The organism is Paenibacillus sp. MMS20-IR301, assembly GCF_032302195.1.
In the GTDB taxonomy this organism is placed as follows: domain Bacteria; phylum Bacillota; class Bacilli; order Paenibacillales; family Paenibacillaceae; genus Paenibacillus_AQ.
The window spans coordinates 333321-358469 of record NZ_CP135275.1; the positions used below are offsets into that span (position 1 = coordinate 333321).

The 25149-nt window shown below is 54.0% G+C and carries 23 protein-coding genes; 16 read left to right on the forward strand and 7 right to left on the reverse strand.

What is annotated here, in order from left to right:
* Positions 1-13: 13 nt before the first annotated feature.
* From LOS79_RS01445 to LOS79_RS01470, 6 genes are all read right to left on the reverse strand, one after another.
* Positions 14-781, reverse strand: a complete 768-nt coding sequence (locus LOS79_RS01445) for an ABC transporter ATP-binding protein (protein WP_315415750.1) — start codon at positions 779-781, stop codon at positions 14-16.
* Between the two features lie 13 nt (positions 782-794).
* On the reverse strand, positions 795-1952 hold the full coding sequence (gene ssuD / locus LOS79_RS01450; protein ID WP_315415752.1) for an FMNH2-dependent alkanesulfonate monooxygenase: 1158 nt from the start codon (positions 1950-1952) through the stop codon (positions 795-797).
* An 84-nt stretch (positions 1953-2036) separates the two neighbouring features.
* On the reverse strand, positions 2037-2861 hold the full coding sequence (locus LOS79_RS01455; RefSeq protein WP_315415753.1) for an ABC transporter ATP-binding protein: 825 nt from the start codon (positions 2859-2861) through the stop codon (positions 2037-2039).
* A 19-nt stretch (positions 2862-2880) separates the two neighbouring features.
* The gene (locus LOS79_RS01460) at positions 2881-3912 is read right to left on the reverse strand and encodes a taurine ABC transporter substrate-binding protein (protein ID WP_315415755.1); all 1032 of its coding nucleotides are present in this window, start codon (positions 3910-3912) and stop codon (positions 2881-2883) included.
* Between the two features lie 17 nt (positions 3913-3929).
* Positions 3930-4736, reverse strand: a complete 807-nt coding sequence (locus tag LOS79_RS01465; RefSeq protein ID WP_315415757.1) for an ABC transporter permease — start codon at positions 4734-4736, stop codon at positions 3930-3932.
* Positions 4737-4790: 54 nt separating this feature from the next.
* A complete protein-coding gene (locus LOS79_RS01470) occupies positions 4791-6176 on the reverse strand; it encodes an aminotransferase family protein (protein WP_315415759.1) in 1386 nt (461 codons plus the stop codon).
* Positions 6177-6392: 216 nt separating this feature from the next.
* On the opposite strand from LOS79_RS01470, the gene LOS79_RS01475 reads away from it, so the two are divergent.
* The 4 genes from LOS79_RS01475 to LOS79_RS01490 all read left to right on the forward strand — a co-directional run bounded on the left by LOS79_RS01475 (position 6393) and on the right by LOS79_RS01490 (position 11781).
* Positions 6393-7130 carry a GntR family transcriptional regulator gene (locus LOS79_RS01475; protein WP_315415761.1) on the forward strand — a complete coding sequence of 246 codons (738 nt, stop codon included), beginning with the start codon at positions 6393-6395 and terminating at the stop codon, positions 7128-7130.
* A gap of 123 nt (positions 7131-7253) precedes the next feature.
* Positions 7254-9731 (forward strand): (2S)-3-sulfopropanediol dehydratase, encoded by a 2478-nt coding sequence (locus tag LOS79_RS01480; protein WP_315415764.1) that lies wholly within the window; start codon positions 7254-7256, stop codon positions 9729-9731.
* Complete coding sequence (locus LOS79_RS01485; RefSeq protein WP_315415766.1) at positions 9731-10696, forward strand: glycyl-radical enzyme activating protein; 966 nt, start codon at positions 9731-9733, stop codon at positions 10694-10696. Before LOS79_RS01480 ends, LOS79_RS01485 begins: the two co-directional genes overlap by 1 nt.
* A 362-nt stretch (positions 10697-11058) precedes the next feature.
* Positions 11059-11781 carry an SDR family oxidoreductase gene (locus LOS79_RS01490; RefSeq protein WP_315415768.1) on the forward strand — a complete coding sequence of 241 codons (723 nt, stop codon included), beginning with the start codon at positions 11059-11061 and terminating at the stop codon, positions 11779-11781.
* A gap of 17 nt (positions 11782-11798) precedes the next feature.
* Here LOS79_RS01490 and LOS79_RS01495 read toward each other — a convergent pair whose 3' ends face one another.
* Complete coding sequence (locus tag LOS79_RS01495; protein WP_315415770.1) at positions 11799-12839, reverse strand: LacI family DNA-binding transcriptional regulator; 1041 nt, start codon at positions 12837-12839, stop codon at positions 11799-11801.
* A 43-nt stretch (positions 12840-12882) separates the two neighbouring features.
* Between LOS79_RS01495 and LOS79_RS01500 the strand changes: the two genes are divergently transcribed.
* The 12 genes from LOS79_RS01500 to LOS79_RS01555 all read left to right on the forward strand — a co-directional run bounded on the left by LOS79_RS01500 (position 12883) and on the right by LOS79_RS01555 (position 25035).
* Entirely contained in the window at positions 12883-13152 is a 270-nt protein-coding gene (locus tag LOS79_RS01500) for a hypothetical protein (protein ID WP_315415772.1), read from the forward strand.
* A gap of 155 nt (positions 13153-13307) precedes the next feature.
* Positions 13308-14201 (forward strand): ABC transporter permease, encoded by an 894-nt coding sequence (locus LOS79_RS01505; RefSeq protein ID WP_315421920.1) that lies wholly within the window; start codon positions 13308-13310, stop codon positions 14199-14201.
* A gap of 17 nt (positions 14202-14218) precedes the next feature.
* The gene (locus tag LOS79_RS01510; RefSeq protein ID WP_315415774.1) at positions 14219-15100 is read left to right on the forward strand and encodes a carbohydrate ABC transporter permease; all 882 of its coding nucleotides are present in this window, start codon (positions 14219-14221) and stop codon (positions 15098-15100) included.
* Positions 15101-15226: 126 nt separating this feature from the next.
* Positions 15227-16777 carry an ABC transporter substrate-binding protein gene (locus LOS79_RS01515; RefSeq protein WP_315421923.1) on the forward strand — a complete coding sequence of 517 codons (1551 nt, stop codon included), beginning with the start codon at positions 15227-15229 and terminating at the stop codon, positions 16775-16777.
* A 418-nt stretch (positions 16778-17195) separates the two neighbouring features.
* Positions 17196-18680 (forward strand): glycoside hydrolase family 32 protein, encoded by a 1485-nt coding sequence (locus tag LOS79_RS01520; RefSeq protein ID WP_315415777.1) that lies wholly within the window; start codon positions 17196-17198, stop codon positions 18678-18680.
* Positions 18681-18696: 16 nt separating this feature from the next.
* A complete protein-coding gene (locus LOS79_RS01525; RefSeq protein ID WP_315415781.1) occupies positions 18697-19590 on the forward strand; it encodes an ROK family protein in 894 nt (297 codons plus the stop codon).
* Positions 19591-19848: 258 nt separating this feature from the next.
* On the forward strand, positions 19849-21087 hold the full coding sequence (locus LOS79_RS01530; RefSeq protein WP_315415783.1) for an FprA family A-type flavoprotein: 1239 nt from the start codon (positions 19849-19851) through the stop codon (positions 21085-21087).
* Positions 21088-21101: 14 nt separating this feature from the next.
* On the forward strand, positions 21102-22319 hold the full coding sequence (locus LOS79_RS01535; RefSeq protein WP_315415785.1) for an NAD(P)/FAD-dependent oxidoreductase: 1218 nt from the start codon (positions 21102-21104) through the stop codon (positions 22317-22319).
* Positions 22320-22611: 292 nt separating this feature from the next.
* The gene (rd, locus tag LOS79_RS01540) at positions 22612-22791 is read left to right on the forward strand and encodes a rubredoxin (RefSeq protein ID WP_315415787.1); all 180 of its coding nucleotides are present in this window, start codon (positions 22612-22614) and stop codon (positions 22789-22791) included.
* A gap of 49 nt (positions 22792-22840) precedes the next feature.
* On the forward strand, positions 22841-23548 hold the full coding sequence (locus LOS79_RS01545) for a Crp/Fnr family transcriptional regulator (RefSeq protein ID WP_315415788.1): 708 nt from the start codon (positions 22841-22843) through the stop codon (positions 23546-23548).
* A 195-nt stretch (positions 23549-23743) separates the two neighbouring features.
* Positions 23744-24175, forward strand: coding sequence for a MarR family winged helix-turn-helix transcriptional regulator (locus tag LOS79_RS01550; RefSeq protein ID WP_315415789.1), 432 nt, complete (start codon positions 23744-23746; stop codon positions 24173-24175).
* Positions 24172-25035, forward strand: a complete 864-nt coding sequence (locus LOS79_RS01555) for an SDR family oxidoreductase (RefSeq protein WP_315415790.1) — start codon at positions 24172-24174, stop codon at positions 25033-25035. Before LOS79_RS01550 ends, LOS79_RS01555 begins: the two co-directional genes overlap by 4 nt.
* Positions 25036-25149: the final 114 nt, after the last annotated feature.

The following is a 25149-nucleotide window of genomic DNA, read 5'->3' on the forward strand; positions in this document are numbered from 1 at the left end:
GGTTTGCGGTCTGCTAAAGACTGGCTGTTCTTGTTTCTTCCACTTTCTCAAATTCGTTGAGTACGGTCCGGCGGTACTGCTCAAAGGCTGTACTGGCTTTCCGGCGGGGATGGGGCAGCTCTATATGCTGGAGACTCTGGATCTGCCCGGGCCGGGCATTCATTACAACTACACGTTCCCCGAGGAAGACCGCCTCATCCAGGTCATGGGTGACCAGCAGCATCGTCGTTTTGTCCTTCTGCCAGATATCCAGCAGCACCTCCTGCATGTGGGAACGGGTGAATGCATCCAGCGCGCCGAAGGGCTCATCCAGCAGCAGCACCTTGGGGCCGCGCAGGAGTGCACGGGCGATGGCGACACGCTGGGCCATCCCGCCCGAGAGCTCCCGGGGGTAAGCCTGTTCGAACCCTTTCAGCCGGACCAGCCCGATGAGTTCCTCCACACGGCGACGGATCTTAGGGTCCTTCAAGGAAAGATTGCCGGCAATATTTTTCTGCACAGTCAGCCAGGGGAACAGGCGGGGCTCCTGAAAAATAAAGCCTTTCTCTATGCTGGGCCCCAGAATAGGCTGGCCGTTCAGCAGAATTCTGCCTTCATAGGCGTTATCCAGCCCGGCGATGATCTTGAGCAGGGTGCTCTTGCCGCAGCCGCTGGGGCCGATAATGGTGACGAATTCGCCTTCACTGACAGATAGGCTGATATTATGCAGGGCCTGCACCTGTCCCTGGGGGACGGTGAAGGCTTTGTGCAGACCGCTGATCTGCAGGATGTGACTGTTCATGAATGTACCTCCTTCAATGATATCCGGACGGTTCGGAGTTCCCGGCAGGCTGTGAGCGTACAGAGTTCCCCAAGGCTACCGCTTCTCCGCGGGCAGCCTGATCCTGCCGGGTGTCAAGGCCGTCCAGCGGCAGCAGCGGGAAGAGCAGCTCGGCTACACGATAGGCCTCCTCCAGGTGGGGATACCCGGAGAACACGAAGGTCTCAATGCCGAGTGCTGCATATTCGCGCATCCGCAGCGCCACCGTCTCAGGGTCTCCGACCAGTGCTGTGCCGGCTCCGCCGCGGACGAGGCCGATGCCTGCCCACAGGTCCGGGCTGATTGTAAGCTGCGAGCGGTCTCCGCCATGGAGCTCTGCCATTCTCTTCTGTCCGACGGAATCCATCTTGTTGAACACCTGCTGGGCTGCTGCAATAGTATCCTCATCCAGATGGGAGATCAGGCGTTCCGCCGCTTGCCAGGCTTCCTCCCGGGTCTCGCGGACAATGACATGCAGCCGGATGCCGAAGCGGACGGTCCGGCCTTCCAGCTCGGCAAGCCGCCGGACGGCGGCGATTTTGGCTTTGACCTGTTCTGGCGGCTCCCCCCAGGTAAGGTATACGTCAATATGCCTCGCTGCCGTTCTCAGCGCCGCGTCAGAGGAGCCTCCGAAATACAGCGGAGGGTAAGGCGACTGGACCGCTGGCTGCAGCACCTTGGCTTTGCTCACCTGAATATGCTTGCCCGAGAAGGTAACCTCCTCCTGCCGGATGGCCTTCCGCCAGACGGTAAGGAATTCATCCGCCCGTTCGTAACGTTCGTCATGGCTCAGAAAGACGCCATCCCCCTGAAGCTCCTCCGGGTCGCCCCCGGTAACCACGTTCAGGAGCAGGCGGCCTCCGGAGCTGCGGTCGAAGGTTGCGGCCATCCGTGCTGCGAGCGTGGGCGACATGAGATCCGGGCGGATCGCGACCAGGAATTTCAGCCTCCGGGTTAAGGGAAGCAGCGAAGACGCTATGACCCAGGCATCCTCGCAGCCTCTTCCCGTAGGAATCAGCACGCCCTCATAACCGAGATCATCGGCAGCAGCGGCGATTTGCCGGTAATACCCCGGCGTGGCCGCCCTGCTGCCGGTTTCTGTTCCCAAATACCGGCCATCTCCATAGGTGGGAATAAACCAGAATATCTTCACTAAGAGACCTCCTCAAATTAAATAATTGTGTATTGGAATACTTGGTTTAAGGATAGGCTGAATGATCACCCGGACCTGTCCTCATCAGGTGCTTAAGGAAGGCAGCTTCTGCTTATTAATCAGCCCGAGAATCTCCTCCCGCAGTCTGTGAAATTCAGGTGTATAGCGGGTATTGCCGGACTCTCCTCCCGTAATGCCGTAGGTGAACGGGGGGGTGAACTCCTGCAGAATCCGGCCGGGGCTTCGGGACATCACCAGCACTCGGGTTCCAAGCGAGAGGGCTTCATCCACATCGTGGGTAATGAACAGAATTGTACAGCCCGTCTCCCGCCATATGTTCCGCAGCAGCAGCTGCATGTCTTCGCGGGTCAGGGCATCCAGTGCACCAAACGGCTCATCCATCAGCAGCACACGCGGATTGTTAACGAGAGCCCGGGCAATGGCTACACGCTGCTTCATGCCTCCGGACAGCTCATAAGGCTTATGTCCGGCATAGTCCAGCAATCCAACCTTGCGCAGGTACTCGTCAGCGAGTCTCAAACTCTCCGGCTTCGGAATTTTCCGCATTTTCAGTCCGAATCTGACATTCTCCCTGGTGCTCAGCCAGGAGTAGAGCGGGGGCTGCTGAAATACCACTCCGCGATGCCAATCCGGTCCTTTGATCTCTTCCCCGTCCATTACAGCAGTGCCTCCGGTTGGAGCAATCAAGCCGGCTATAATTTTGAGCAGTGTACTTTTCCCGCAGCCGGACGGGCCCAGAAGGCATACGAATTCACCTTCATGCAGCTTGATGTCAATATCCTCAAGCACATTTGCAGCGCTGCCCTGCCCGTAGGCGAGAGATACATTCTCTACAGAGATAATGGCGTCCGGGTTCTCCCGGGAGGTGATCTGTCCGGCTATCGGCATACAGTACAGCCTCCTGTCCTTATTTCAGTGCCCGCTCAATATATTCGGAGTTGATCCCCTGTTTGAAGGCCTCAAGGTCCGGCGCCTGTTCGAGTGCCTTCTGCTCCACGAGGAAGTCGGCGGTCGCCTTCAGAATACTGGCCAAATCCCCTTTGCTGTCACCCGGGCCGAAATATTTGGCCGACAGCTGCTCACCGGCAGGCAGCCAGATGAGATCGCCTGTTTGTTTCAGCGCTTCCTCTTTGCTGATATTAAGACCTTTAGCAAGCGCTTCGCCGGCTTCATCAGGACTTCTGGTGTACAGGTCGTAGGCCTTTTGCTGAACCTTGATATACTTGGCGACAATGTCCGGGTACTTACCGGCAAAAGCTTTGCTGACCACTCCGACATCGGCAGTGACTATGCCTTGTTCGGCTAACTTGCCGCTGTCAGTCAGTACTGTGCCATCCTTCAGCAGTTCACCCAGCACCGGATTCCATACGTAAGCGGCATCGATATCGCCTCTTTGCCAGGCGGCAAAAATATCATTCGGCTGCAGATCCAGAATCTGCACATCCGCCAGATTCACACCTGCAAGCTCCAGTGCGTTCAGCAGACTGTAGTGTGCCGTAGAGCTGAAGGGAACGGCTACCTTCTTGCCGGCCAGTTCCTTGAGGGAGCTCACTCCTGCACTGTTCCTGACGGCAAGTGATTCGGCGGGACCTATGACATCGTGAATCCAGAACACCTCATAGGCAAGACCGGTTGCAATGCCTACGGATGCCGGCGTGCTGCCCATCAGTCCGATATCAATGCTACTCGAGGCAAAGGCAGTGTTCACATCCCGGCCGGAATCGAATTTCTTGAAATTTACCGGTACACCCAGTTCATCCTCATACCATTCCTTGGCCCTGGCGACAACTTCATCATTCGGAATGTCCTGGTATCCGATGGTGACGGACTCCGGTTTGGCTGCGCCGTCAGCCTCCTTGCTGTTCCCGCATGCGGCAAGCTGAACGCAGAGTGCAAGGGCCACCCCGCCAGTGAGCAGCAGTCTAAGCTTCTTTTTCAAAATGATTCCTCCCCTATCTATTCTTTGCCCTTCCACGGAACCGCTTTGCGTTCAATGGCCCGCAGTCCGGCGTCAATCCACATTCCGGTAATGCCCATAATGATAATCCCTACGAAAATAATATCGCTCCGCAAAAATTTGCTGGCATCGAGTACCATCCAGCCGATACCGGTTACTGCCGCGACCATTTCAGCCGCAACCAGTGTCGTATAGGAGACACCGACGGCTGTTCTGAGGCCGATGAATATATCCGGCAGACAGGCGGGAAACACAACATGGAAGAAGATCTGCCGGCTGTCAGCCCCAAGGGTATAAGCGCCGTCAATATAATCCTGCTTCAGCTTACGCACGCCCGACTCGCAGGCAATAAATACAGGGGCAAAGCCGGCCAGATACAGCAGGGCAATCTTGGAGGAATCCTCAATGCCCATCCACAGCACGAGCAGGGTATAATAGGCGAGCGGCGGAAGCGGACGGTAAAATTCAACAAGCGGATACATGATGGCGCGGACTTTAGAGTTATAACCGCTTAGCAGCCCGAGGGGGATAGCGGTCAGGATGACCAGCACGAAGGAGCTTAACAGCCGCATCATGCTGTCTCTAAGATGTGTCAGCAGGCTATTATCCTTGTACCCTTCCTGCAGAATATGAATGAAGCTTGTAAATACTCTGTTAGGAGAAGGGACGAGAATTTCAGGCACGAGCTTAAGCTCTGTGAGAGCGAACCATAACAGAAGCAGAATAAGAATAGTACTTATGGTTAACAGCCGCTCAGCCTTTACTAGTCTGCGGGCCCAGCGGCGTAAATTTGCAAGCTTCTCCACCGGATGACTCCTTTCCCGGGCAGTATGGAAGCATGACTGCCCCCTTAATGAGAGCTACAGTTGTCTGCGGAGAGCCTTCCCCAGCGCCCCGGTGATTCTGTCGATTCCGTATTTATCAATGATAAGCGGAGGCGCCATGTACAGCACGTTGTTATAGCCCGGCACACTGCGCGTCATCCTGCCGATAATTACGCCTTCTTCCCGGGCAGCGGCAACAACTTGCGCGAGCCGGTTCTCAGGCAGCGGCACCTTGGAGCGTTTATCCTCCACCAGTTCAACGCCAGCCAGTAAACCCTGCCCGCGGATGTTGCCGACAATAGGCAGCACCTCAAGCTCCCTCAGGCACTCCAGCAGATAAGCACCCATGACAGCACTATTCTCCGCGAGGCGCTCCTCTTCAATAATCCGGATGTTCTCCAGTGCCGCCACCGAGCTGCCCGCGCAGCCGCCGAAGGTACTGATGTCGCGGAAGAAGCCGTCCGGCTCCTCCGGTCCGGCCAGGAACTGGCTGAAGATTTCTTTCCGTGCAAGCGTGGCCGAGATCGGCATATAGCCGCTTGCCAGACCTTTGGCCAAGGTGATGATATCGGGCTCTACATCGTAATGCTGGTGCCCGAACAACGCCCCAGTTCTGCCGAAGCCGGTAACAACCTCATCCAGAATCAGCAGGACACCGTAACGTCTGCAGATTTCCTGCAGCACCGGGTAATACTCCGGAACCGGAGGGATGATCCCGCCGCCGGCGGTTACCGGCTCCAGAATGACTGCGGCCACCGAATCCTCGCCTTCCTGCTGTATCACCTGTTCAAGGGCGCGTGCACAGTCGATATTGCAGCCGGGATAGCTTTTGCCGAAGGGACAGCGGTAACACAGGGCATGGGGAATCTCGGCGAAGCCTTCCGGCAGCGGACCGAAATCCGCCTTCCGTTCCTGCTGCCCGCTGCTGGCCAGCGCAGCCAGGGTGGTGCCGTGATAATCGCGGTTCCGGTATATAATCTTGTATTTCTTCTTACCGGGTGACTTCACGGCGAAGTATTGCCGCACCATCTTGAACGCTTTCTCATTCGCTTCGGAGCCGCTGTTCGAGAGATAGACCTTAGGCAGCGAAGGCAGCAGGGAGGCAAGCTTCGCGGCCAGCATAATGTAAGGCGGGGTGGCCATAGAACCGGCATAATAGGGTAATGTCTTAAGTTGCCTGCTCACGGCATCCGCAATGCTCTCTCTGCCGTGTCCCACATTGACAACCCATACGCCTCCGGACAAGCCGTCCACGAACTCCCTTCCCTGTATATCCTTCAGCATGTAGCCTTTACCTTCAGCCATAATCGGCGGCTCCTGTGTTTCATAGAGCCTGTGATTGGTGAGATGCAGCCACAGATGCTCGCGGTGAAGCTCTGCCAGTTCAGCTGCTTGAGGTACACCGGTCAATGTCTGTTTCATTCCTTGGCCTCCAAATAAACATAATAAAGGCTAAGTTACGTCTCCCCGGAAAGGAGCGCAGCTTAGCCTTCAGTGGTCTGATCAGCTGTATAAGATTGGTTGATACATAAATTACCACACCGAAATTCAACCTGTCAACAGGTTGTACGGACAACCAGACAATGCTATAATATATAATCGCATATGTTTACTTGGAATTATTATAGGACAGAGAGGATGATAGGTGTAGTGCTCGACAGAAATAATTCAATTCCTTTGCATTTACAAGTAAGGAATTTACTCCGGAACGATATATTTAAAGGCAACTACACTGAGAAAATCCCGGCTGAGCATGTACTGATGGATAAATATTCTGTAAGCCGGGCAACGGTCCGCCGGGCGATCCGCACCCTGATTGATGACGGCATGCTTGAGTCCCGGCAGGGCCTTGGTACATTCGTAGCTGTACGGCCGATTGAAGAATGGCTGGGCAATCTGAGCACATTCTATGACATTATCGGCGAGCGCGGACTGACCCCCGATATCCGGGTGCTGAAGCAGGGAATTGTGGAAGCGCCGCAGGATGCAGCGGCAATCTTCGGGGTCCCGCAGCTGTACGAGACCATCCGGCTGCGCCTGGCGAATGATACACCGGTTGTGCTGGAGACACAATATTATCCTCCTGAGATCGGGGAGAAGCTGGCCTTGCTGGATCTAAGCAATGTGTCCACCTACGATGTGCTGGAAACGGAGCTGGGTCTTAATCTGTGGGAAGCACAGCAGACGATAGCCGCTATTATTCCGGCTGCGGAAGAGAAGAAGCTGCTGGGCATGACTGCCGAACCAAGCTGCGCGCTGCTGTCCAAACGGCTGGTGCTGGATCATGACGGGAATCCGCTGGAATATGAGAAAAGCATTTACCGTGCAGATAATTATGCTTTCCGGATTAATCTGACCCGCAGAAGAAAGCTGTAATTGTGAACCTTCCCGGACGTTTTAATTAATTTTATTGACAAAATAAACTTAGCCGCTTTACGATGGATCACATAATTTAACAAATCCTACTGGTTTAGTTAGGATTTAGTTGGGGGAGATCTTATGACGGTTCAACCGGTATTGTCGGCGCAGGAACAAAGACTTCTTCTCGCGCCCGGAGAGCGGACCCTTCCCGGGCATGAGCGGGCGGTCCGGATTCTCCATTCGTTTCAGAACCAGCGTCCCAAAATTGATGTGGAGCGGGCCCGCCTGTTTACCGAATCCTTCAGGCAGACCGAAGGGGAAGCCCTGATTCTGAGATGGTCCAAGGCACTCCTCCATATTGCAGAGCATATCACCGTCTATATAGACGACGAACAGCTGATTGCGGGACGGGGCGGGCGCACAGGGCGGTACGGCATCCTCTATCCGGAGCTCGATGGTGACTATCTGGATACTGTAATCAGAGAGCTGCCCGGCCGCGGCCAGTCTCCGTTTGATCTGACTGCTGAAGATGCTGATATTATTGTGAACGAGATTTCACCGTACTGGAAAGGCCGGACCTTTCATGAGGCGCTTGCGGCCGCACTGCCCGCCGATACGCTGAAGGTGACCTATGATCCGGAAGACCCGCTGAAATCCAGATTCATCGTCAACGAAACGGCATCCTTCCGGTCATCCATCCAGTGGGTGCATGATTATGAGAAGGTGCTGCGCATTGGCTATAAGGGGATCAAGGAGGAGGCGCTGCGGGAGATCGGGCAGCTCGACCCGTACAGTCCGGTTGACAACATGGAGAAGCTGCCCTTCCTGCAGGCTATAGTGAATGTATCGGACGCCATCGTACTGTGGGCGAACCGGCATTCTGCGCTTGCTGCCAGTCTGGCGCTAAGCGAAGCTGATCCTGCGCGCCAGGCCGAGCTGCGGAGAATTGCTGCTATCTGCTCGCATGTGCCGGAGCATCCGCCCCGCAGCTTCCATGAAGCGGTACAGTCGCAATGGTTCGTCCAGATGTTCTCCAGGCTGGAACAGAAGACAGGGACGGTCATTTCGAATGGAAGGATGGACCAGTATCTGTATCCGTTCTACCGGAAGGATTCTGAGCTGGGACGGATTAACGATGAACAGGTTATCGAACTGCTGGAATGTGTATGGAATGCGATGGCCCAGTTCCTCGATCTTTACATCTCGCCGACGGGCGGTGCCTTTAACGAAGGGTATGCGCACTGGGAAGCGGTAACGGTCGGCGGACAGACGCCGGGCGGGCTGGATGCGACCAATGAGCTCACTTATCTGATGCTTCAGTCCAAACGGGAATTTCCTTTGAACTATCCCGATCTGGCAGCCCGGATCCATACAAGGGCACCGGAACGCTACTTGTATGAGGTGGCGGAGACAATCAAGGAAGGCTCGGGTTTCCCCAAGCTGATCAATGACGAAGAGGTAGTGCCGCTGCTGCTGGCCAAGGGGGCGACCTTCGAGGAAGCCTATGATTATGCGGTATCAGGCTGTGCAGAATGCCGGATGCCCAACCGGGACACGTATACGAGTCCGTGCGCTTACATCAATTTTGCCGCTGCCGTTGAGATGACGCTGCGCAACGGGCAAATGCTGCGTTATCCCGGCGAGACGCTCGGGCTTGAGACGGGTGAAGCGGCCAGCTTCCTTTCGTGGGAACAGTTCTTTGCTGCCTATAAAGCCCAGCAGAAGTATTTCCTGAAGCATGCGTTCATCCAGCAGCACGCGATTATCCGGCTGCGCAGCAGTCATTTTGCCGCTCCGTTAAGCTCCTCCATGCATAAGCTGTGCCTCCAGAATTATAAGGATATCCATGAACCGCATATCGAGGGCGGAATTGACCTTGGCTATTTCGAATTTATCGGCTACGGTACGGTAATCGATTCTCTGGCTGCCATTAAAAAAGTAGTCTTCGAGGATAAAAGGATTTCGATGACCCGGCTCATAGAGGCGCTGGACCATGATTTTGAAGGTTATGAGGCGGTCCGGCAGGTGCTGGCCCATGCGCCAAGTTACGGTAACAACGATGATTATGCGGATTCGATTGCTAAGGAGCTGGATGAAGAAGCCCTGAAATTCACCCGCGCGTACTCGAAGGAGCTTGGAGTGAACCTGGATCTCCGGTACGTTCCGTTTACGTCCCATGTTCCGTTCGGCAAGGTTGTCTCAGCTACCCCTAACGGCCGCAAAGCCTACTCTCCGCTTGCAGACGGCTCCTCCGCCTCGCACGGCGCAGACATTAACGGACCAACGGCTGTCCTGCTCTCCAACTACTACTCCAAGAACTACAACTACCGGGAAAGAGCCGCGAGACTGCTCAATATTAAACTTACGCCTTCTGTTATTGAAGGAGAAGAGGGAAGCTTTAAGCTCGTCTCTTTCATCCGGACCTGGAGCGATTTGCGCCTCTGGCATCTGCAGTTCAACATTATTAACAGGCAGACGCTGCTGGACGCGCAGCGCGACCCGGAGCAATACCGTAATCTGCTGGTGCGGATCGCCGGCTACAGCGCTTATTTCACAGATCTCTCAGAGGATCTGCAGAATGATCTGATCCGGAGAACCGGGCATACGGCAATCTGATGCGAGAACCAAGGAGCAGCCGGGGCAGGAATGGGCAGGAATGGAGAATGGGAATGGTGCATCAGCCGGTTCAAGGCAATATCTTCAATATTCAAAGATATTCAGTGCATGACGGTCCGGGCATCCGTACCGTAGTGTTCATGAAGGGATGTCCGCTGCGCTGCAAGTGGTGCAGCAATCCGGAATCATGGCTGTCTGCCCGGGAAATGTATTATGATGCAGGCAAATGTATCGGTGCTGCAGCCTGCGGCTTCTGTCTTGCGGCCTGTGGACACGGCGCTATCTCAGTGAATCGGGACAGCGGGAAGGTGGAGATGAACCGCGGAAGCTGTGCCGAAGGCTGTCTGGATTGCGCGGCCGCCTGTCCGGCCCAAGCCATTGATGTGTACGGACGTCTGATGACGGTGGACGAGGTGCTGAAGATTGCCGAACAGGACAGTATGTTCTATGCAAGATCCGGCGGCGGCCTGACGCTCAGCGGAGGGGAGGCTACTGCCCAGATCGGATTCGCTGAAGCTCTGCTGGCCGGAGCGAAGCGGCGGCGGATCCACACCGCAATGGAAACCTGCGGCCACACTCCCTGGAGCCATTTCAGCAGGCTGCTGCCCGGCCTGGATATGATCCATTATGATTTGAAGTCACTTAACGAGCAGGCTCACCGTAAGTTTACCGGGGTAGCTCCGCATTTGATCAAAGACAATCTGGAACGCCTGAGCCGTTCGTTCGAGCCCGGCCGGATCGTAGTCCGCACCCCGGTCATTCCCGGGTTCAACGACACGGCCGGAGACATTGCGGAGATTGCCGGATTCGTCGCCAGCCTGGGCATCCGCCACGAGCTGCTGAAATACCACCGGTACGGCTCGGTGAAATATGGTTTGCTGGGCAGGGTCTACGAGCTTGGGCAAGCGGATCTATCAGCTGAGCGGTTCGCAGAACTCGCCGGGGTTGCGGCCCGGTATTCCTGATAAGCGTCAGGTGAGCATAATCACTTACCACTGAAGGGCTGTTTCCAAGAGCCGGTTCAAGGCTTGCGGGACAGCCTTTTTTGGCGCGGGAAACGTTTTTTATTGTATAGGCATTTATGCAAAGTGAGAAAGTGCGGATAAGGGTGAAAAAGCGACTAAGCAGCTTGGAACGACACTCACGGGTGTCAGGATACCTCGGCAGCAGAACAATAGATGGATAATGTACACTTGTTAAAAGAACGAAGGCCTCAGGTAGTGCAGGAAATCAGCCATTATGCTATAAATTACGGCCATCCGTATATATCTGGTTTTGAATACATGGCCTACAATGAAGTAGACAAATATGATAAGGAGGCGCTGCGATGAAGTGGGCATTAGTAACCGGAGCTGACCGGGGAGTCGGACTCAGCCTGGTAAAGGGACTGCTTGAACGGGGATATTCTGTGTTTGCCGGACATTATGCCGGAAGCGGGGAAGAGCTGAAGCTGCTGGAGGAGGCCAGTGCAGAACGGCTGCGGGTGCTTCCGCTCGATATCAGCGATGCGGATAGTGTAGGCAAGGCACTGGAAGCGGTTGCGGCAGCTACGGACCGGCTGGATATCCTGATTAATAACGGGGCAATCCTGGGGGATATGCAGGCTACGGTGGAGGATGAGCTGGACTTTGAAGAAATGGACCGGGTATTCCGCGTGAATGCGCTGGGTTCGCTGCGGATGTCAAACGGACTGATCGGGCCCGTTATGGCAAGTGGCAGCAAGATGATCGTCAACATCTCCTCCGAGGCGGGCAGCATCGGGAGCTGCTGGCGTAATTCCTGGTACGCCTACTGCATGTCCAAGGCTGCTCTCAATATGCAGTCCCAGCTGATTCATAACCAGATATCACCGCAAGGCGGCAAGGTCATGGTCATTCATCCCGGCCATGTACAGACTTATATGCAGGGTAAGCTGGATGTGTCGGGCAGCCTGACACCGGATGAATCTGCCGGGCATATTCTTAGGCTGGTGGATGAGCGGCTGGCGCCAGATTATACCGGGGAGGGGCTGACCCTCATTGATTATGAAGGCCGGACACTCCCGTGGTAATCTGCGTGTCAATGTAATTAAATGATGCCCGGCGTGGATTCCCTGATAATCGGCGCTGTGTAGATATGCGAGACCTGGAAGGGCTGTTCCGGTGTCTGGATCCGTGACAGCAGCATTTCTGCAGCTTTGACGCCCATCTCGATGCTGTAGATGTGGACAGTGGTCAGATGCGGCTCAATAATGCTTGATTCCGGGCTGTTATCGAAGCCGCAGACGACAAGCTGACCGGGAATGGAATAACCCAGATTCTTCAGGGATTTCATGAAATTGACCGCAATGTAATCGTTCGCGCACACAAAGGCGGACGGAAGCTCCGCCATGCCGGTTAATTTCTCTTCCGCCCAGCCGGGACCGGCAAAGAAAGTATCATCTTTATCGAGCACACACTGGTCCGGATTCAGCCGGATGCCTGCCTCATGCAGCGCCCGGTTGAAGCCGGTCCACCGTTCGTTAAAGCTCCGGCAATGATTATAATCCCCGATGAACCCCAAAGTTGTGTAACCGCCCTCAATTAGCTTGCTGGTAAGCTGATACGTGCTGTGCTCATTCTCCATTAATAAAATATCCGCCCGGAAATCGGGATAACAGATATGTGCAGAGCAGTCGATGAAAATAGTCGGTACCGCAAGGCTTGTAATCAGCTGGCTGTAGGCCAGGTTAAACAGCTCAATGCAGATAATCCCGTCCACATTGGCGACGTCGAAATTATTCGGCAGCGTCAATGCCTTCTGGTCAATCTCCCGGATAATATGTATGGATAAATTATATCCCTCCGCACTGATCCGCTTCTCCAGGCCGCTGATCAGAGCCGATCCAAAGTGTGAGGTATTCGGAAGATTCTCCGTTAATAAGGCGATATTCCGTGAACTCTTCGGAGGAACCGGGTCCGGCTCTATCAGAGAAAATTGTTTATACTTTAACTCAATAGCCTTCTTGATCACCTTGCTCCTGGTCTCTTCAGGCAGGCCTTCCGTTCCGTTCAAGGCTTTGGAGGCTGTGTTTCTGGAGATCCCGAGTGCATCAGCGATATCCTGGATCGTTACTTTTCCCCGTGCCATATCTGTAAGCTCACCTCAGTCTCTTATCGTTGTACTCCCTTAAATGTATAATAGTTTCGCCAAAATAGCAATGTTATTTTTACAAATGCACAATTATGTTTACATTTTTGAAGCGGGAATAGGTTGGCGTCTTCTTGGTAAAGGCATAGAGATGAATATTTCTAGCGTGAATATTGCTTTTTTACTGATGGAAGCAGTTTTTTTGATTTTTTCACAACTATATAGAGCATTTAATGATAATTTTATTGTCAAATGTACAAATATATTTTTACAAAATGTATTGACTGTTGATGATGTGTTTGGTAAATTGTAAATGAAATGAGGGGCGTGGATGTAAAAATGTAAACCTTAACATACGTCCCGGCAGCAGTGAAATACAAACTATGCATAAGAATGGAGGTAAAGGCATTGCAAAACACGATAGAAGCGGACCGGCGGAAACTGGCAGCGGAGCGGAAAGGCTCTCTGATGGAATATGTAAAGAAGCATTACTTTTTGTATCTCATGCTGTCGCCTGCGCTGATCCTGACCCTGATTTTCAAATACGGTCCGATGTATGGTGCAGTTATTGCCTTTAAGGATTTCAGTCCGCTCAAGGGGATCATGGGAAGTGAATGGGTCGGACTGTACAATTTTGAGAAATTCCTGTCATCCCCAAACTTCGGAGTTATTTTTATGAATACGCTTAAATTGAGCTTGTCCGGTCTGATTCTGACGTTCCCAGTGCCCATCCTGCTAGCGCTGATGCTGAATCAGGTCCGCCGGGCCGGAGTGAAGAAGAATGTCCAGCTGTTCCTGTATGCGCCTAACTTTATATCTGTCGTTGTGGTGGTGGGCATGCTGTTTATCTTCCTGTCACCGACAGGACCTGTGAATCAACTGTTCAGCTGGATTGCCGGTGAGCCGGTAATGTTCATGTCGCGTCCGGAGTACTTCCGCTGGATCTATATTCTGTCCGACATCTGGACGGGGGCGGGCTGGGCTTCCATCATCTATGTGGCGGCGCTGGCGAATGTGGACCCTGAGTTACATAATGCGGCGAATCTGGATGGGGCAAATCTGCTGCAGAGAATCCGTCATATTGATCTTCCGGCCATCCGCCCGATTATGGCGATTGTGTTCATTCTTGCGGCAGGCGGAATCATGTCGATCGGCTTCGAGAAGGCTTATCTCATGCAGACGGCCACGAACCTTCCGGCCTCGGAGATCATCCCGACCTATGTATACAAAATCGGCCTGCAGTCCGGTGACTATGCCTACTCAGCTGCGGTAGGGCTGTTCAATTCGATCATCAATGTCATCCTGCTGGTTACGGTGAACTTCACCGTGAAGAAGCTGAATGAGGGCGAAGGCCTTTACTAAGAAAGGAGCAACAAGTCATGTTCGTCAAACATTCCCGGATGGACCGTTTTATGCTTGCGCTGAACGCTGCTTTTCTGACCCTGGCCGTGCTGGTTGTGATTCTTCCGCTCATCTATGTGGTGATTGCTTCCTTCATGGATCCGTCCGTGCTGCTCAGCCGGGGGATTTCCTTCCGCCTGTCCGACTGGTCCGCTGAAGGCTACAGGATGATTCTTACCAATCCGGCGATGCTCCGGGGATTTGCCAACGCGGTTTTGTATGCCTCGGCTTTTGCTGTTCTTACCGTTATGGTTTCAGTCTGCGCCGGATATGCCCTGTCGGATGAGCGGCTCAAGGGGAAAGGCCTGTTTATGACCGTCTTCCTCTTCACAATGTTCTTCGGCGGCGGCCTGGTCCCGACCTACCTGCTGGTCAAAAACCTGGGGCTGCTGGATACCGTCTGGGCGGTAATTATTCCCGGGGCAGTGAACGTCTGGAATATTATTTTGTCCCGGACCTTCTTCAAGGGGGTACCGAAGGAGCTGAAGGAGGCGTCCAATGTCGACGGCGCTTCGGAGATGAGGATTTTCTTCAGCATCGTACTGCCGCTCTCCAAGCCGATTATTTTCGTGCTGGCGCTGTACGCTTTTGTCGGCCAGTGGAATTCCTATTTCGACGCGATGATCTATCTTGATAATCCTAATCTCCATCCGCTGCAGCTCGTGCTGCGCTCCATCCTGATTCAGAATCAGGTAGACCCGGGCATGATCAGTGATCAGCTGGCGGCGGCGGAAATGAAGCGCTTGTCGGAAATTATCAAGTATGCGGCAATCGTGGTCTCAAGCGTCCCGCTGATTGTTATGTATCCGTTTTTCCAGAAGTATTTTGAGAAAGGTGTCATGGTCGGCTCCATTAAATAGGCAGCGGCCCGCACATAGATAAGCTTCTTTCATTCTTATTTATATTGGAGGTCATTTCCGGTGACAAGATCAAACAGATCCAAAGTATTGTCCAAAACTGCTTCAGCCTCTGTCCTCGCTTCCTTCATGTTCCTTGCAGCCTGCGGCGGCGGGGGAGGAGGAGGAAAAGCTGCCAGTGAGCAACAGGACCCGGACGGCAAAGTTACCCTGAACTTCATTACGCAAAGCTCCGCGCTGGCTCCGGCCGACCCGAATGACAAGCTGATCAATAAACGGCTCGAAGAGAAAACGAATGTGCATATCAACTGGAAGAACTTCACGAATGATGTGTTTGTGGAGAAAAGAAATCTGGCTGTCGCCAGCGGCGACCTTCCGGATGCGATTTTCAATGCGGACTATAGCGATTATGAGCTGCTGAAGCTGGCCAAAGACGGCGCCATCATTCCGCTGAATGAGCTGATCGAGCAGAATATGCCTAACTTCAGCAAGGTACTGGAGGAAGCTCCCGAGTATAAAAGCATGATTACAGCACCAGACGGCAACATTTACGCATTCCCCTGGATTGAGGAGCTTGGCAACGGCAAGGAAAGAATCCAGGCGGTGGACAGCATGCCTTGGATTAATGTGGAATGGCTGAAGAAGCTGGGCCTTGATATGCCGGCCACCACGGAAGAATTGAAGCAGGTGCTGATTGCCTTCAAGACTGGGGATCCGAACGGCAACGGCCAGGCGGACGAAATTCCGTTGTCCTTCATTAACAAGCCGGGAGCGGAGGATTTGGCCTTCCTGTTCGGTTCGTTCGGACTCGGTGAGAATCCTGACCATGCGGTGGTCAGCAATGACGGCAAAGTAATCTTTACGGCTGCGCAGGAGGACTACAAGAATGCGGTGAAATTCATCAATGAGCTGTACAAAGAGAAGCTGATTGATATTGAAGCCTACACCCAGGACTGGAGCACTTATCTGGCCAAAGGGAAGGATCAGAAATACGGCCTTTATTTCTCCTGGGATAAAGCGAATATCTCCGGCGCTAACGATGCCTATGAAGTAATGCCGCCGCTGGCGGGACCGGATGGTGAAATCAATGTCACCCGGACGAACGCCCTGGGTCTTGGCCGCGGCAAGATGGTCATTACGAGCGCGAATAAGAACCTGGAAACTACAGCGAAATGGGTGGATCAGCTGTATGATCCGCTCCAGTCCGTACAGGACAACTGGGGTACCTATGGTGATGAGACGCAGCAGAACATCTTTGAGTTCGATGAGGCAGCGGCCATGCTGAAGCATCTGCCGCTTGAAGGTGCCGCACCGGTTGAGCTGCGCGAGAAGACGAGCATCGGCGGTCCGCTGGCGATCCTCGATTCCTATTATGGTAAGTACACCACCATGCCGGATGATGCCAAGGGCAGAATGGATATCGTCAAGAACATTATGGCGCCGAAAATGAAGGCAGAGAACGTGATGCCGAGCGTATTCCACTCCATCGACGAGCTGGACCGGCTGACGACGATTGAAACCGACTTGTTCGCCTATGTGCTCAGAATGCGGACCGAATGGTACCAGAACGGCAAAATAGATGCGCAGTGGGCCGATTATCTTAAGGAGCTGGACCGCCTGGGCCTGCAGGAATGGCTGACGATCAAGCAGAGCGGCTACGACAGGGCAACGGGGAAGTAAATAATATATAAATATAAATTAAGATTGAACCGGAATCTTGAGAAAAGGGAGCGGAGCAGCGGAGGATTAGGCTGGAACTGAAGACTGGCATCGGAAGGATAGGGATTTAAATCAAACTTGGAGATATAGCTTCAGGGGGGGGTGGCGGAGGAGAAGTTTGGAACTGTAGGAGCATAGCATCCGCCTTTGTCTGCTGATTTCCACCGCTAACAGCGGTTATAATCAAGAAATCTGCAGACAACAGCGGCCGGAAGTCCAAACATTCTCTGCAGCTGCGGTTAATCCCCGGAATAATAAATCACAAGTATAATCTAATCCAATTCTTACAGTGGCGAAGTCCAAGCCTTTCCCTCAGTTGAGCCCGGCCTTTTCTCTAAATTCTCGGTTCAATCTATCCGGGAGAAAAGGAGAAATCATAATGTCAGCAACTACTAAACAAAACTACCGGGGGGTCTATCATTTCTCACCCGAGAAGAACTGGATGAATGATCCGAACGGGCTGGTGTACTTCGAGGGGGAATATCATTTGTTCTTCCAGCATCACCCGGACGGGATGACTATGGGCGAGATGCACTGGGGTCATGCGGTGAGTAAGGACCTGGTGACTTGGGAGGAGCTGCCGCTTGCGCTGGTGCCGGATGAGCTGGGGATGATTTTTTCGGGAAGCGCTGTGGTCGACTGGCACAATACGACGGGATTTTTCGGGGAAAAACCGGGTCTGGTGGCAATCTTCACACATCATCTGAACAGGCCGGAAGATGAGCATCCGCTTCAGTATCAGAGTATTGCCTATAGTAAGGATAACGGCAGAACCTGGACGAAATACGCCGGGAACCCGGTGCTTACACATGATACCTTCATTGATTTCCGTGATCCCAAAGTATTCTGGGATAGGGAGCGGAGCCGGTGGGTCATGATTGTCGCCTGCGGCCAGACCGTCTGCCTGTATCATTCGCCGGACCTGATTCACTGGACCTTCGCCAGCGAATTCGGCACAGGCACCGGTTCGCATGACGGGGTATGGGAGTGTCCGGATCTGTTCCCGCTGGCTGTGGACGGGGATAAGGAGAAGATCCGCTGGGTAATGCTCGTCAGCATTGGCGCTGACCCTGCCTATGAGGAAGGCTCGCGGACACAGTATTTCACTGGCGGCTTTGACGGTGAGGTGTTCACGCCTGACGAGGCTTCGCATAGCATCCGCTGGGTGGATTACGGCAGGGATAATTATGCCGGCGTAAGCTGGTCCGATCTGCCGGAGGAAGACGGAAGACGCCTGTTCATCGGCTGGATGAGCAACTGGATGTATGCGCCGCAGACGCCGTCCGCAGGCTTCCGCGGGGCGATGACCATTCCCAGGGAGCTTACGCTGGAGACAAGAAACGGGGAGGCCGCGCTTATTCAGCGGCCTGCACAAGAGCTGGAAGCGGTGCGAATTCCGGTCCTGTCGCTCACCAACGCTTCTGCGCAAGAGATTAATGCGGCATGTGCCGGTATTCAGCTGGAGGCATATGTAATTGAAGCGGAGCTTGCGCCTGGAATGACTGCCGGGTTCCGCATGAAGGCAGGCGCCGCTGAGCAGACGCTTGCCGGAATTAACGGGCAGACGCAGGAGCTGTATGTTGACCGGAGGGTATCCGGGAAGAGCAGCTTCCACCCGCTGTTCGCAGGAATGCATTCCGCCAGGCTCGCAGCTCCGGCAGCAGCCTGTGATCTGCATATCTATGTGGACCGCTCCTCGGTTGAGGTATTTGCCGGCGGAGGCCAGGCAGTTATTACAGATCTAATATTCCCTGAGCACGGATCAACCGGTCTGGCCGCATTTGCAGAGCAGGAGGAGAAGCGGTTCCTTTCGGTCCGTATTTATGAGCTGTCTCCTGCTGCGCCTGCCGGCGGCAGCCGGTAACGGGAGGGCTGCCTGGATGCGTATAGGAGCTATTGAAGCCGGCGGAACCAAATTCATCTGCGGGATCGGGGATGAGAACGGGGTGATCTTGGAGCAGATCAGCTTCCCGACAAATCATCCGGGGCAGACGATGCCCCAGGTTATTGAATATTTTCAGGGTAAAGAGGTAGAGGCTATCGGAGTCGGCTCCTTCGGCCCCATTGATCTCTCTCCAGGCAGCCCGGCCTATGGCTGCATTACGACCACGCCGAAGCCGGGATGGGCAAACTATAATCTGCTTGGCGCCTTGAAGCAGGTCTTTCCGGTTCCGTTCGGCTGGGATACCGATGTGAATGCAGCGGCATACGGAGAGGTCAAGTGGGGGGCTGCGCGGGGCCTGTCCAGTTGTCTGTACATGACTGTAGGCACCGGCATTGGTGTCGGCGTATATTCCGAAGGCCGGTTAGTCCACGGTCTTGTCCATCCAGAAGGCGGGCATGTGCCGGTACGGCGTCATCCGGAGGATGATTATGCCGGACACTGTCCATACCACGGAGACTGTCTCGAAGGAATGGCGGCGGGCCCTGCCATTGAAGCCCGGTGGGGCAAGAAGGGGTATGAGCTTCCGGCGGAGCACAAGGCATGGGAGATTGAAGCCTATTATCTTGCCCAGTCCATCACCCAAGCCATACTGCTGCTCTCTCCGCACAAAATTATACTCGGCGGCGGCGTAATGCAGCAGGTGCAGCTGTATCCGCTGATCCGCCGGGCGGTCCTGCGGAATCTGAACGGCTATGTCAATACGGATGCCATTCTGGAGCGGATGGACGAGTATATTACGGCTCCGGGGCTGGGCCAGCAGGCGGGATTATGCGGCGCTCTGGCCTTGGGACTATCGGCGGCAAGGGGCAATGAAGGCCGGTTAGAATAGATAACTGCATATCACTGAAATCGCAGAGCAGCGGCACTTCCATACCGGGAGAACGCTGCTCTGTTGATGTATCCGCCCGGCTGTAATCCGAGGTGTGACTCCACGCACCTCCTTCTTTTCTGAAAGGTGTATATTCATTCATGTAAACCTCCACTCCCGAGCAAACTTTTCAAAATTTGATTTCAATCCTCCTTTTGCACCCGGCACCCGTTATAGAATGAGGTTGCTGATAGACATTATCAATTGGAGGCGTGAGAGATGAACAATACAGAGATTAAGATTGCTAAGGATACGTACTGGGTAGGCAAAATCGACAACCGGGAGGTTCCGTTCCACCGGCTGATCCTGGCGAAGGGAACCACCTATAATTCATATTTGCTCAAAACAGGCAAGCCGACCGTTATCGATACGGTGGATATGGAGTTCGGCCGTGAATATGCGGAGCGGATGGCGGAGCTGATTGATCCGCTGGATATTGCCTACATTGTAATCAACCATACCGAGCCGGATCACTCCGGGGGTCTAGCGGCACTGGCCTCACAGGCGGCTAATGCAACGATCGTGTGCACGGAGATCGCCGTGCCGGAGCTGCAGGAAATGTACAAGCTGCACAGCCGCAACTTCCTGGCGGTGAAGGACGGGGATACGCTAGATATCGGCGGCAAAACGCTGCTGTTCAAAGAGACTCCGTACCTGCATACCGCTGAGACGATGATCACTTATTGTGTGGAGGACAAAATCCTCTACCCTTGCGATATCTTCAGCACCCATGTGGCTGTGGATAAGCTGTTCAGCGATGAAGCCGGGTTCGACATTACCGAGGACTTCAAAGGTTACTATAACGCAATTATCCATCCGCACAGAAGATATGTCCGTACACTGATGGAAGCTGTTAAGGATCTGGATATTGAGATGATCGCCCCTTCTCACGGGTTCCTGATCCGCGAAGACGTCCAGAAGTATATGGATCTGTATGCCGAGTTGAGCCGGGAGACGACCGAAGGGAAGAAAGCGGCTATCGTGTATACAACCATTAAGAACAATACGAAGAAGATGGCCGGCATTCTGCAGGCCACGCTGCAGGAGAACGGAATTGAGACTACCGTATGGGATGCGGATAAAAGCGAGCGGTCCGTTATTCTGGACAGCATCGCCGCAGCAGACGCCGTCTTCATCGGCAGCTCGACCCGTTATGCCGATATGATCGGCAATCTGGAGCCGCTGCTGAAGGAGCTGCAGCAGATGAATCTGGAGGGCAAGCTGGCTGCAGCCTTCGGCTCTTACGGCTGGAGCGGTGAAGCGATTGAAGTCATTCAGGATTATCTGAACGGAACCAATATGAGCGTGCAGAGCACATCTGATGTGATCAAATCCACCGGAATGACCCATGTGGAATTCCCGATCCGTGTCCGCTTCTCCCCGAAAGAGGCCGAGAAGACACAGAGAATCAAGAATGCCGCTGAATTTGTCTCTGATCTGCTGCTGAGCGCAATCTAAAGGGGGGTACAGAGATGAACAGACATTATGTGATAGTCGGCAGCGGCGTAGCAGCGGTTCATGCCGCCAAGGCGATCCGTGACCGGGATGCGGAGTCGGACATTACGATCTTTGGTGAAGAGAACCATCTGCCCTACAACCGGATTAAGCTGACCAAAGGGCTGTTCAGCGATCTGCACAGCGAGAAGGTGCTGATCAAGAAGGAGAAGTGGTACCGGGAGAATCGGATCACCCTTCATACCGCAAGCCGGGTAGCGTCCATTCACCCGGAATCGCAGGAGGTGGAGACAGCAGACGGCCGGCGGGTAACCTACCATAAGCTGCTGCTCTGCATGGGCGCCCGCAACCGGGCGCTGAGCGTAGACGGAGCAGGTCTGAAGAATGTCCACACGATCCGGGAACTCGGTGATGCCGATCAGCTGAAGGCAAGCCTGACCAGCGGCCAGCAGGTCGTGGTCATCGGCGGCGGAGTCCAGGGGCTGGAGACGGCATGGGCGCTGCATGAAGCCGGCTATCCGGTGACGGTTGTTGAAGCGGCCCCGCGCCTGATGGCAAGACAGCTGGATGAAGCTTCCTCTGAACGGCTGCGCGGCAGCCTGGAGCAGCATGGAGTACAGGTTAAGCTTCATGCGGGAGTGGCCGCAATTACAGGTGAAGAGGCAGTCACAGGTGTGACGCTGGATAACGGGACGGTGGTTCCGTGTGACCATGTTGTATACTCCATCGGAATTGTACCGAATACCGGGCTTATGCAGAATACAGGCATCACTACCCGTTCAGGGGTCGTAGTGAATACGCATTTGCAGACAAGCGCGCCGCATATATATGCTGCCGGAGATCTGGCCGAGCTGGACGGCCTCGTTGAAGGGCTGTGGGGCGGAGCGATGGAGCAGGGCAAGGTTGCCGGAGGCAATATGGCGGCAGCTGAGCCTGCAGATTACCGCAGAACAACGCCGGTTACACTGTTTAACGCCTTTGGCAGCTCGCTGTTCTCGATCGGGAATACGGATGAGCGCCAGTGTGACCAGACGGTATCGGCTGAGGCGGATGGCGTGTACACCAAGATTTATGTGAAGGACAACAGGCTGGCCGGAGCTATCTCCTGGGAGGGTGCCGCTGCCTCACTGATCTATAAGTCCGCAGTGGAGCAGGCCGTAAGCCTGGAAGGCATAGATCTTGCAAGCCGCAGCCTGGAGGAAATTATGAGTGCGGTAGAGAGCAGGCTGGCATAGCGGATCACGGTCAAAAGCCTGCTGAGTAATAGTTGTTCTATAAACGAATCGGATGCCTGCTACCCGCACTGATGTGGATTAACTGTAGTTTTTACAACTAAAACCGGCATTACTGTCCGTGTACACACCTTAAGTGTATTTCGTGCAACTATAACTGCACAGATGGCGTATTTTGAACGATTTCCGGAAATATAAGTGTACTAAATACAACTAAAACCCTGTGAAGGCAGAATACGGCAGGTTTAGTTGTACAGAGTACAACTAAAATCAATGATTACAGGAGGAACTAACCATGACCAAATATATTTGTAAGCCTTGCGGCTATATTTACGATCCGGCGCTGGGTGATCCGGATGAGGATGTTTGTGCGGGTACAGCTTTTGAGGATCTGCCGGAGGATTGGGTCTGCCCGGTGTGCGGTGAGGATACGAGCCATTTCGAACCGGTAGCCCAGAAAAGGATTGTGTCTTAAGGAACAGCCGCTCCATTAAGCTGGCAGATGAACCTGGGAGGGATAGGAAATGCCGGAACATTCCTGCAAGAACGCTGCGGAGCCGTGTACCCGCAAGGTGCCGATTTTCGCACATTTGAGTAACGGGGAGCTCTCGCGGATCAGTGAAATGATCAAGCACCGCAAATATGCCAAAGGCCAGGCGCTAATTCTCGAAGAGCAGCCTACCGACACTTTATATATCATTCAGCAGGGGCAGGTGAAGCTGTCCAAGATGACGCCGCAGGGCAAGGAGCAGATTCTGCATGTGCTGAGCAGCGGGGAATTCTTCGGCGAGCTGAATATTCTCAGCAGTGAAGAGCTGAGCAATTTCAGCGCCTATGCCCTGACTGATACCGCCATCTGCCTGCTGACCCGGCCGGATATGGAGCAGCTGATGACTGAGAATCCGGATATCACGATTAAGCTGCTGAAGACGGTCTCGAAGCGGCTCGCCCACACGGAGAATCTGGCCCAGAGCCTGGCGACCAAGGACCCGGAGATCCGGATTGCCTATATGATTCTGGAGCTTAGCGACAAGTACGGCAAGCCGCGCAGCGGCGGCACCTTCATTAAGCTGCCGCTCTCCCGTGAGGAGCTGGCCAGCTATGTCGGCGTTACCCGGGAGACGATCAGCCGTAAGTTCGCCATCTTCGAGGATCTCGGGCTTATTGAGCTGATCGGCAATAAACAGCTGATTGTGAAGGACCGGCTATCGCTGGAACAATATATGATATAGACGGACTATGAATACGGTCCGCTGCGGATCTGAAGATTCGCAGCAGCCTGGTGAGAGAATCCGGAGCTGCAATTCATTTGGTAAGAAGCGCTTAGGCGCTTCTTTGCCGTTTCGGCCCAAGAAATTGATTTTGACAAAAGACAGGCAGGCGTGTGAGAATATAGTTAATCAGACTAACTAAAATGAGGTGTGCAGATGAAGGAAAGCACGGTAAGGAGTGCGGAGATTGTCGGGTTATTTTGCCGGCAGCAGATGCAGGTTAAGAAGGGAATTCCTGTGCGCTCGAGTGAGATGGGCGTGCTCATCTATATTGAGAAGCAGGAGGAGCCGGTTACGCCGCTGTTGGTCAGCAGCTTCTTCCGGATCTCCAAGCCGTCGGTTACGGTGATGATTAATTCTCTGGTCCGGCAGCAGTATCTGCAGAAGGCGGCATCACCTACAGATGGCCGAAGCTATACCGTTTCATTAACGGCAGCGGGCCGTGAGCTGGTAGAGTCTACGGCGGCTGAATATTTCCGCAGTATGGAGCAGCTTGAAGAGCAGATGGGCAGCGCCGATTTCGGGAGGTTCATAGATTTAATGCAGCAGGCTACAGAAATCTTAAGCGGGGAGGCGGGACGTCCATGAGCGTATTAGTCACAGGAGCTTCCGGCAATGTCGGCGGTTATGTGGTGGAAGAGTTGCTGAAGACAGGCGAGCGGGTTACAGCTGCGGGGACCGATGCCGGCAGGCTGGAACGTAAATTTAACGGCAGGGTAACCTGTGTGGAGCTGGATTTCACTAAGCAGAGCACGTTTGCAGCCGCACTTGCAGGTGTGGACCGTGTCTTTCTGATGCGGCCGCCGCATCTGGGCAGGCCGGAGGATCTGTACCCGTTCATTGATGCCATGAAGGATCACGGCATCACACTTGTGTCCTTCCTGTCCCTGATGGGCATCGAGAAGAATAGTGTACCGCCGCATTACAAGATTGAGAAATACATAGAATCTTCCGGCATTCCCTATGCCCATATCCGTCCGGGCTTCTTCATGCAGAATTTGTCGGGGATTCATGCCGAGGAGATCCGCCGGCAGAATCAGATCTTCATTCCGGCCGGCAAGAGCAAGGCGAGCTTCATCGATGCTGCCGATATCGGGCTTGCGGCAGCCACGGTGCTGAAGGACCCCGGGAGGTTCGCTAATACTGCCTACACTATAACGGGTTCAGAGTCCCTGGATTATAATCAGGTGGCTGAGATTCTGAGTGAGGTTACCGGACGGAAGATCACCTACGTAAGGCCGGGGTTTCTACGGTACAGACGGTATTATATTAAGCACCGTGGGCTGGATAAGGCTTATGTTAATGTTACGGTTGCCCTCTATTTCATGACCCGGATGGGCACGGCGCAAAGGGTGAGCCATGAGTTCAGGGAGCTGACCGGCCGGGAGCCGCGGACGTTCCGGGAGTTTGCGGAAGACAATCTGGGGTGTTTCAGTGATGAACAGTGATGAAGGCCAGAGTCATACAGAATAAGTACACTATAGTTTGTATAATGCCCTCTCCCGGCGGGTAATAACTAACATTACACCGAAACTGGAACAGCGGAAGGGAGCTGGCGGGAG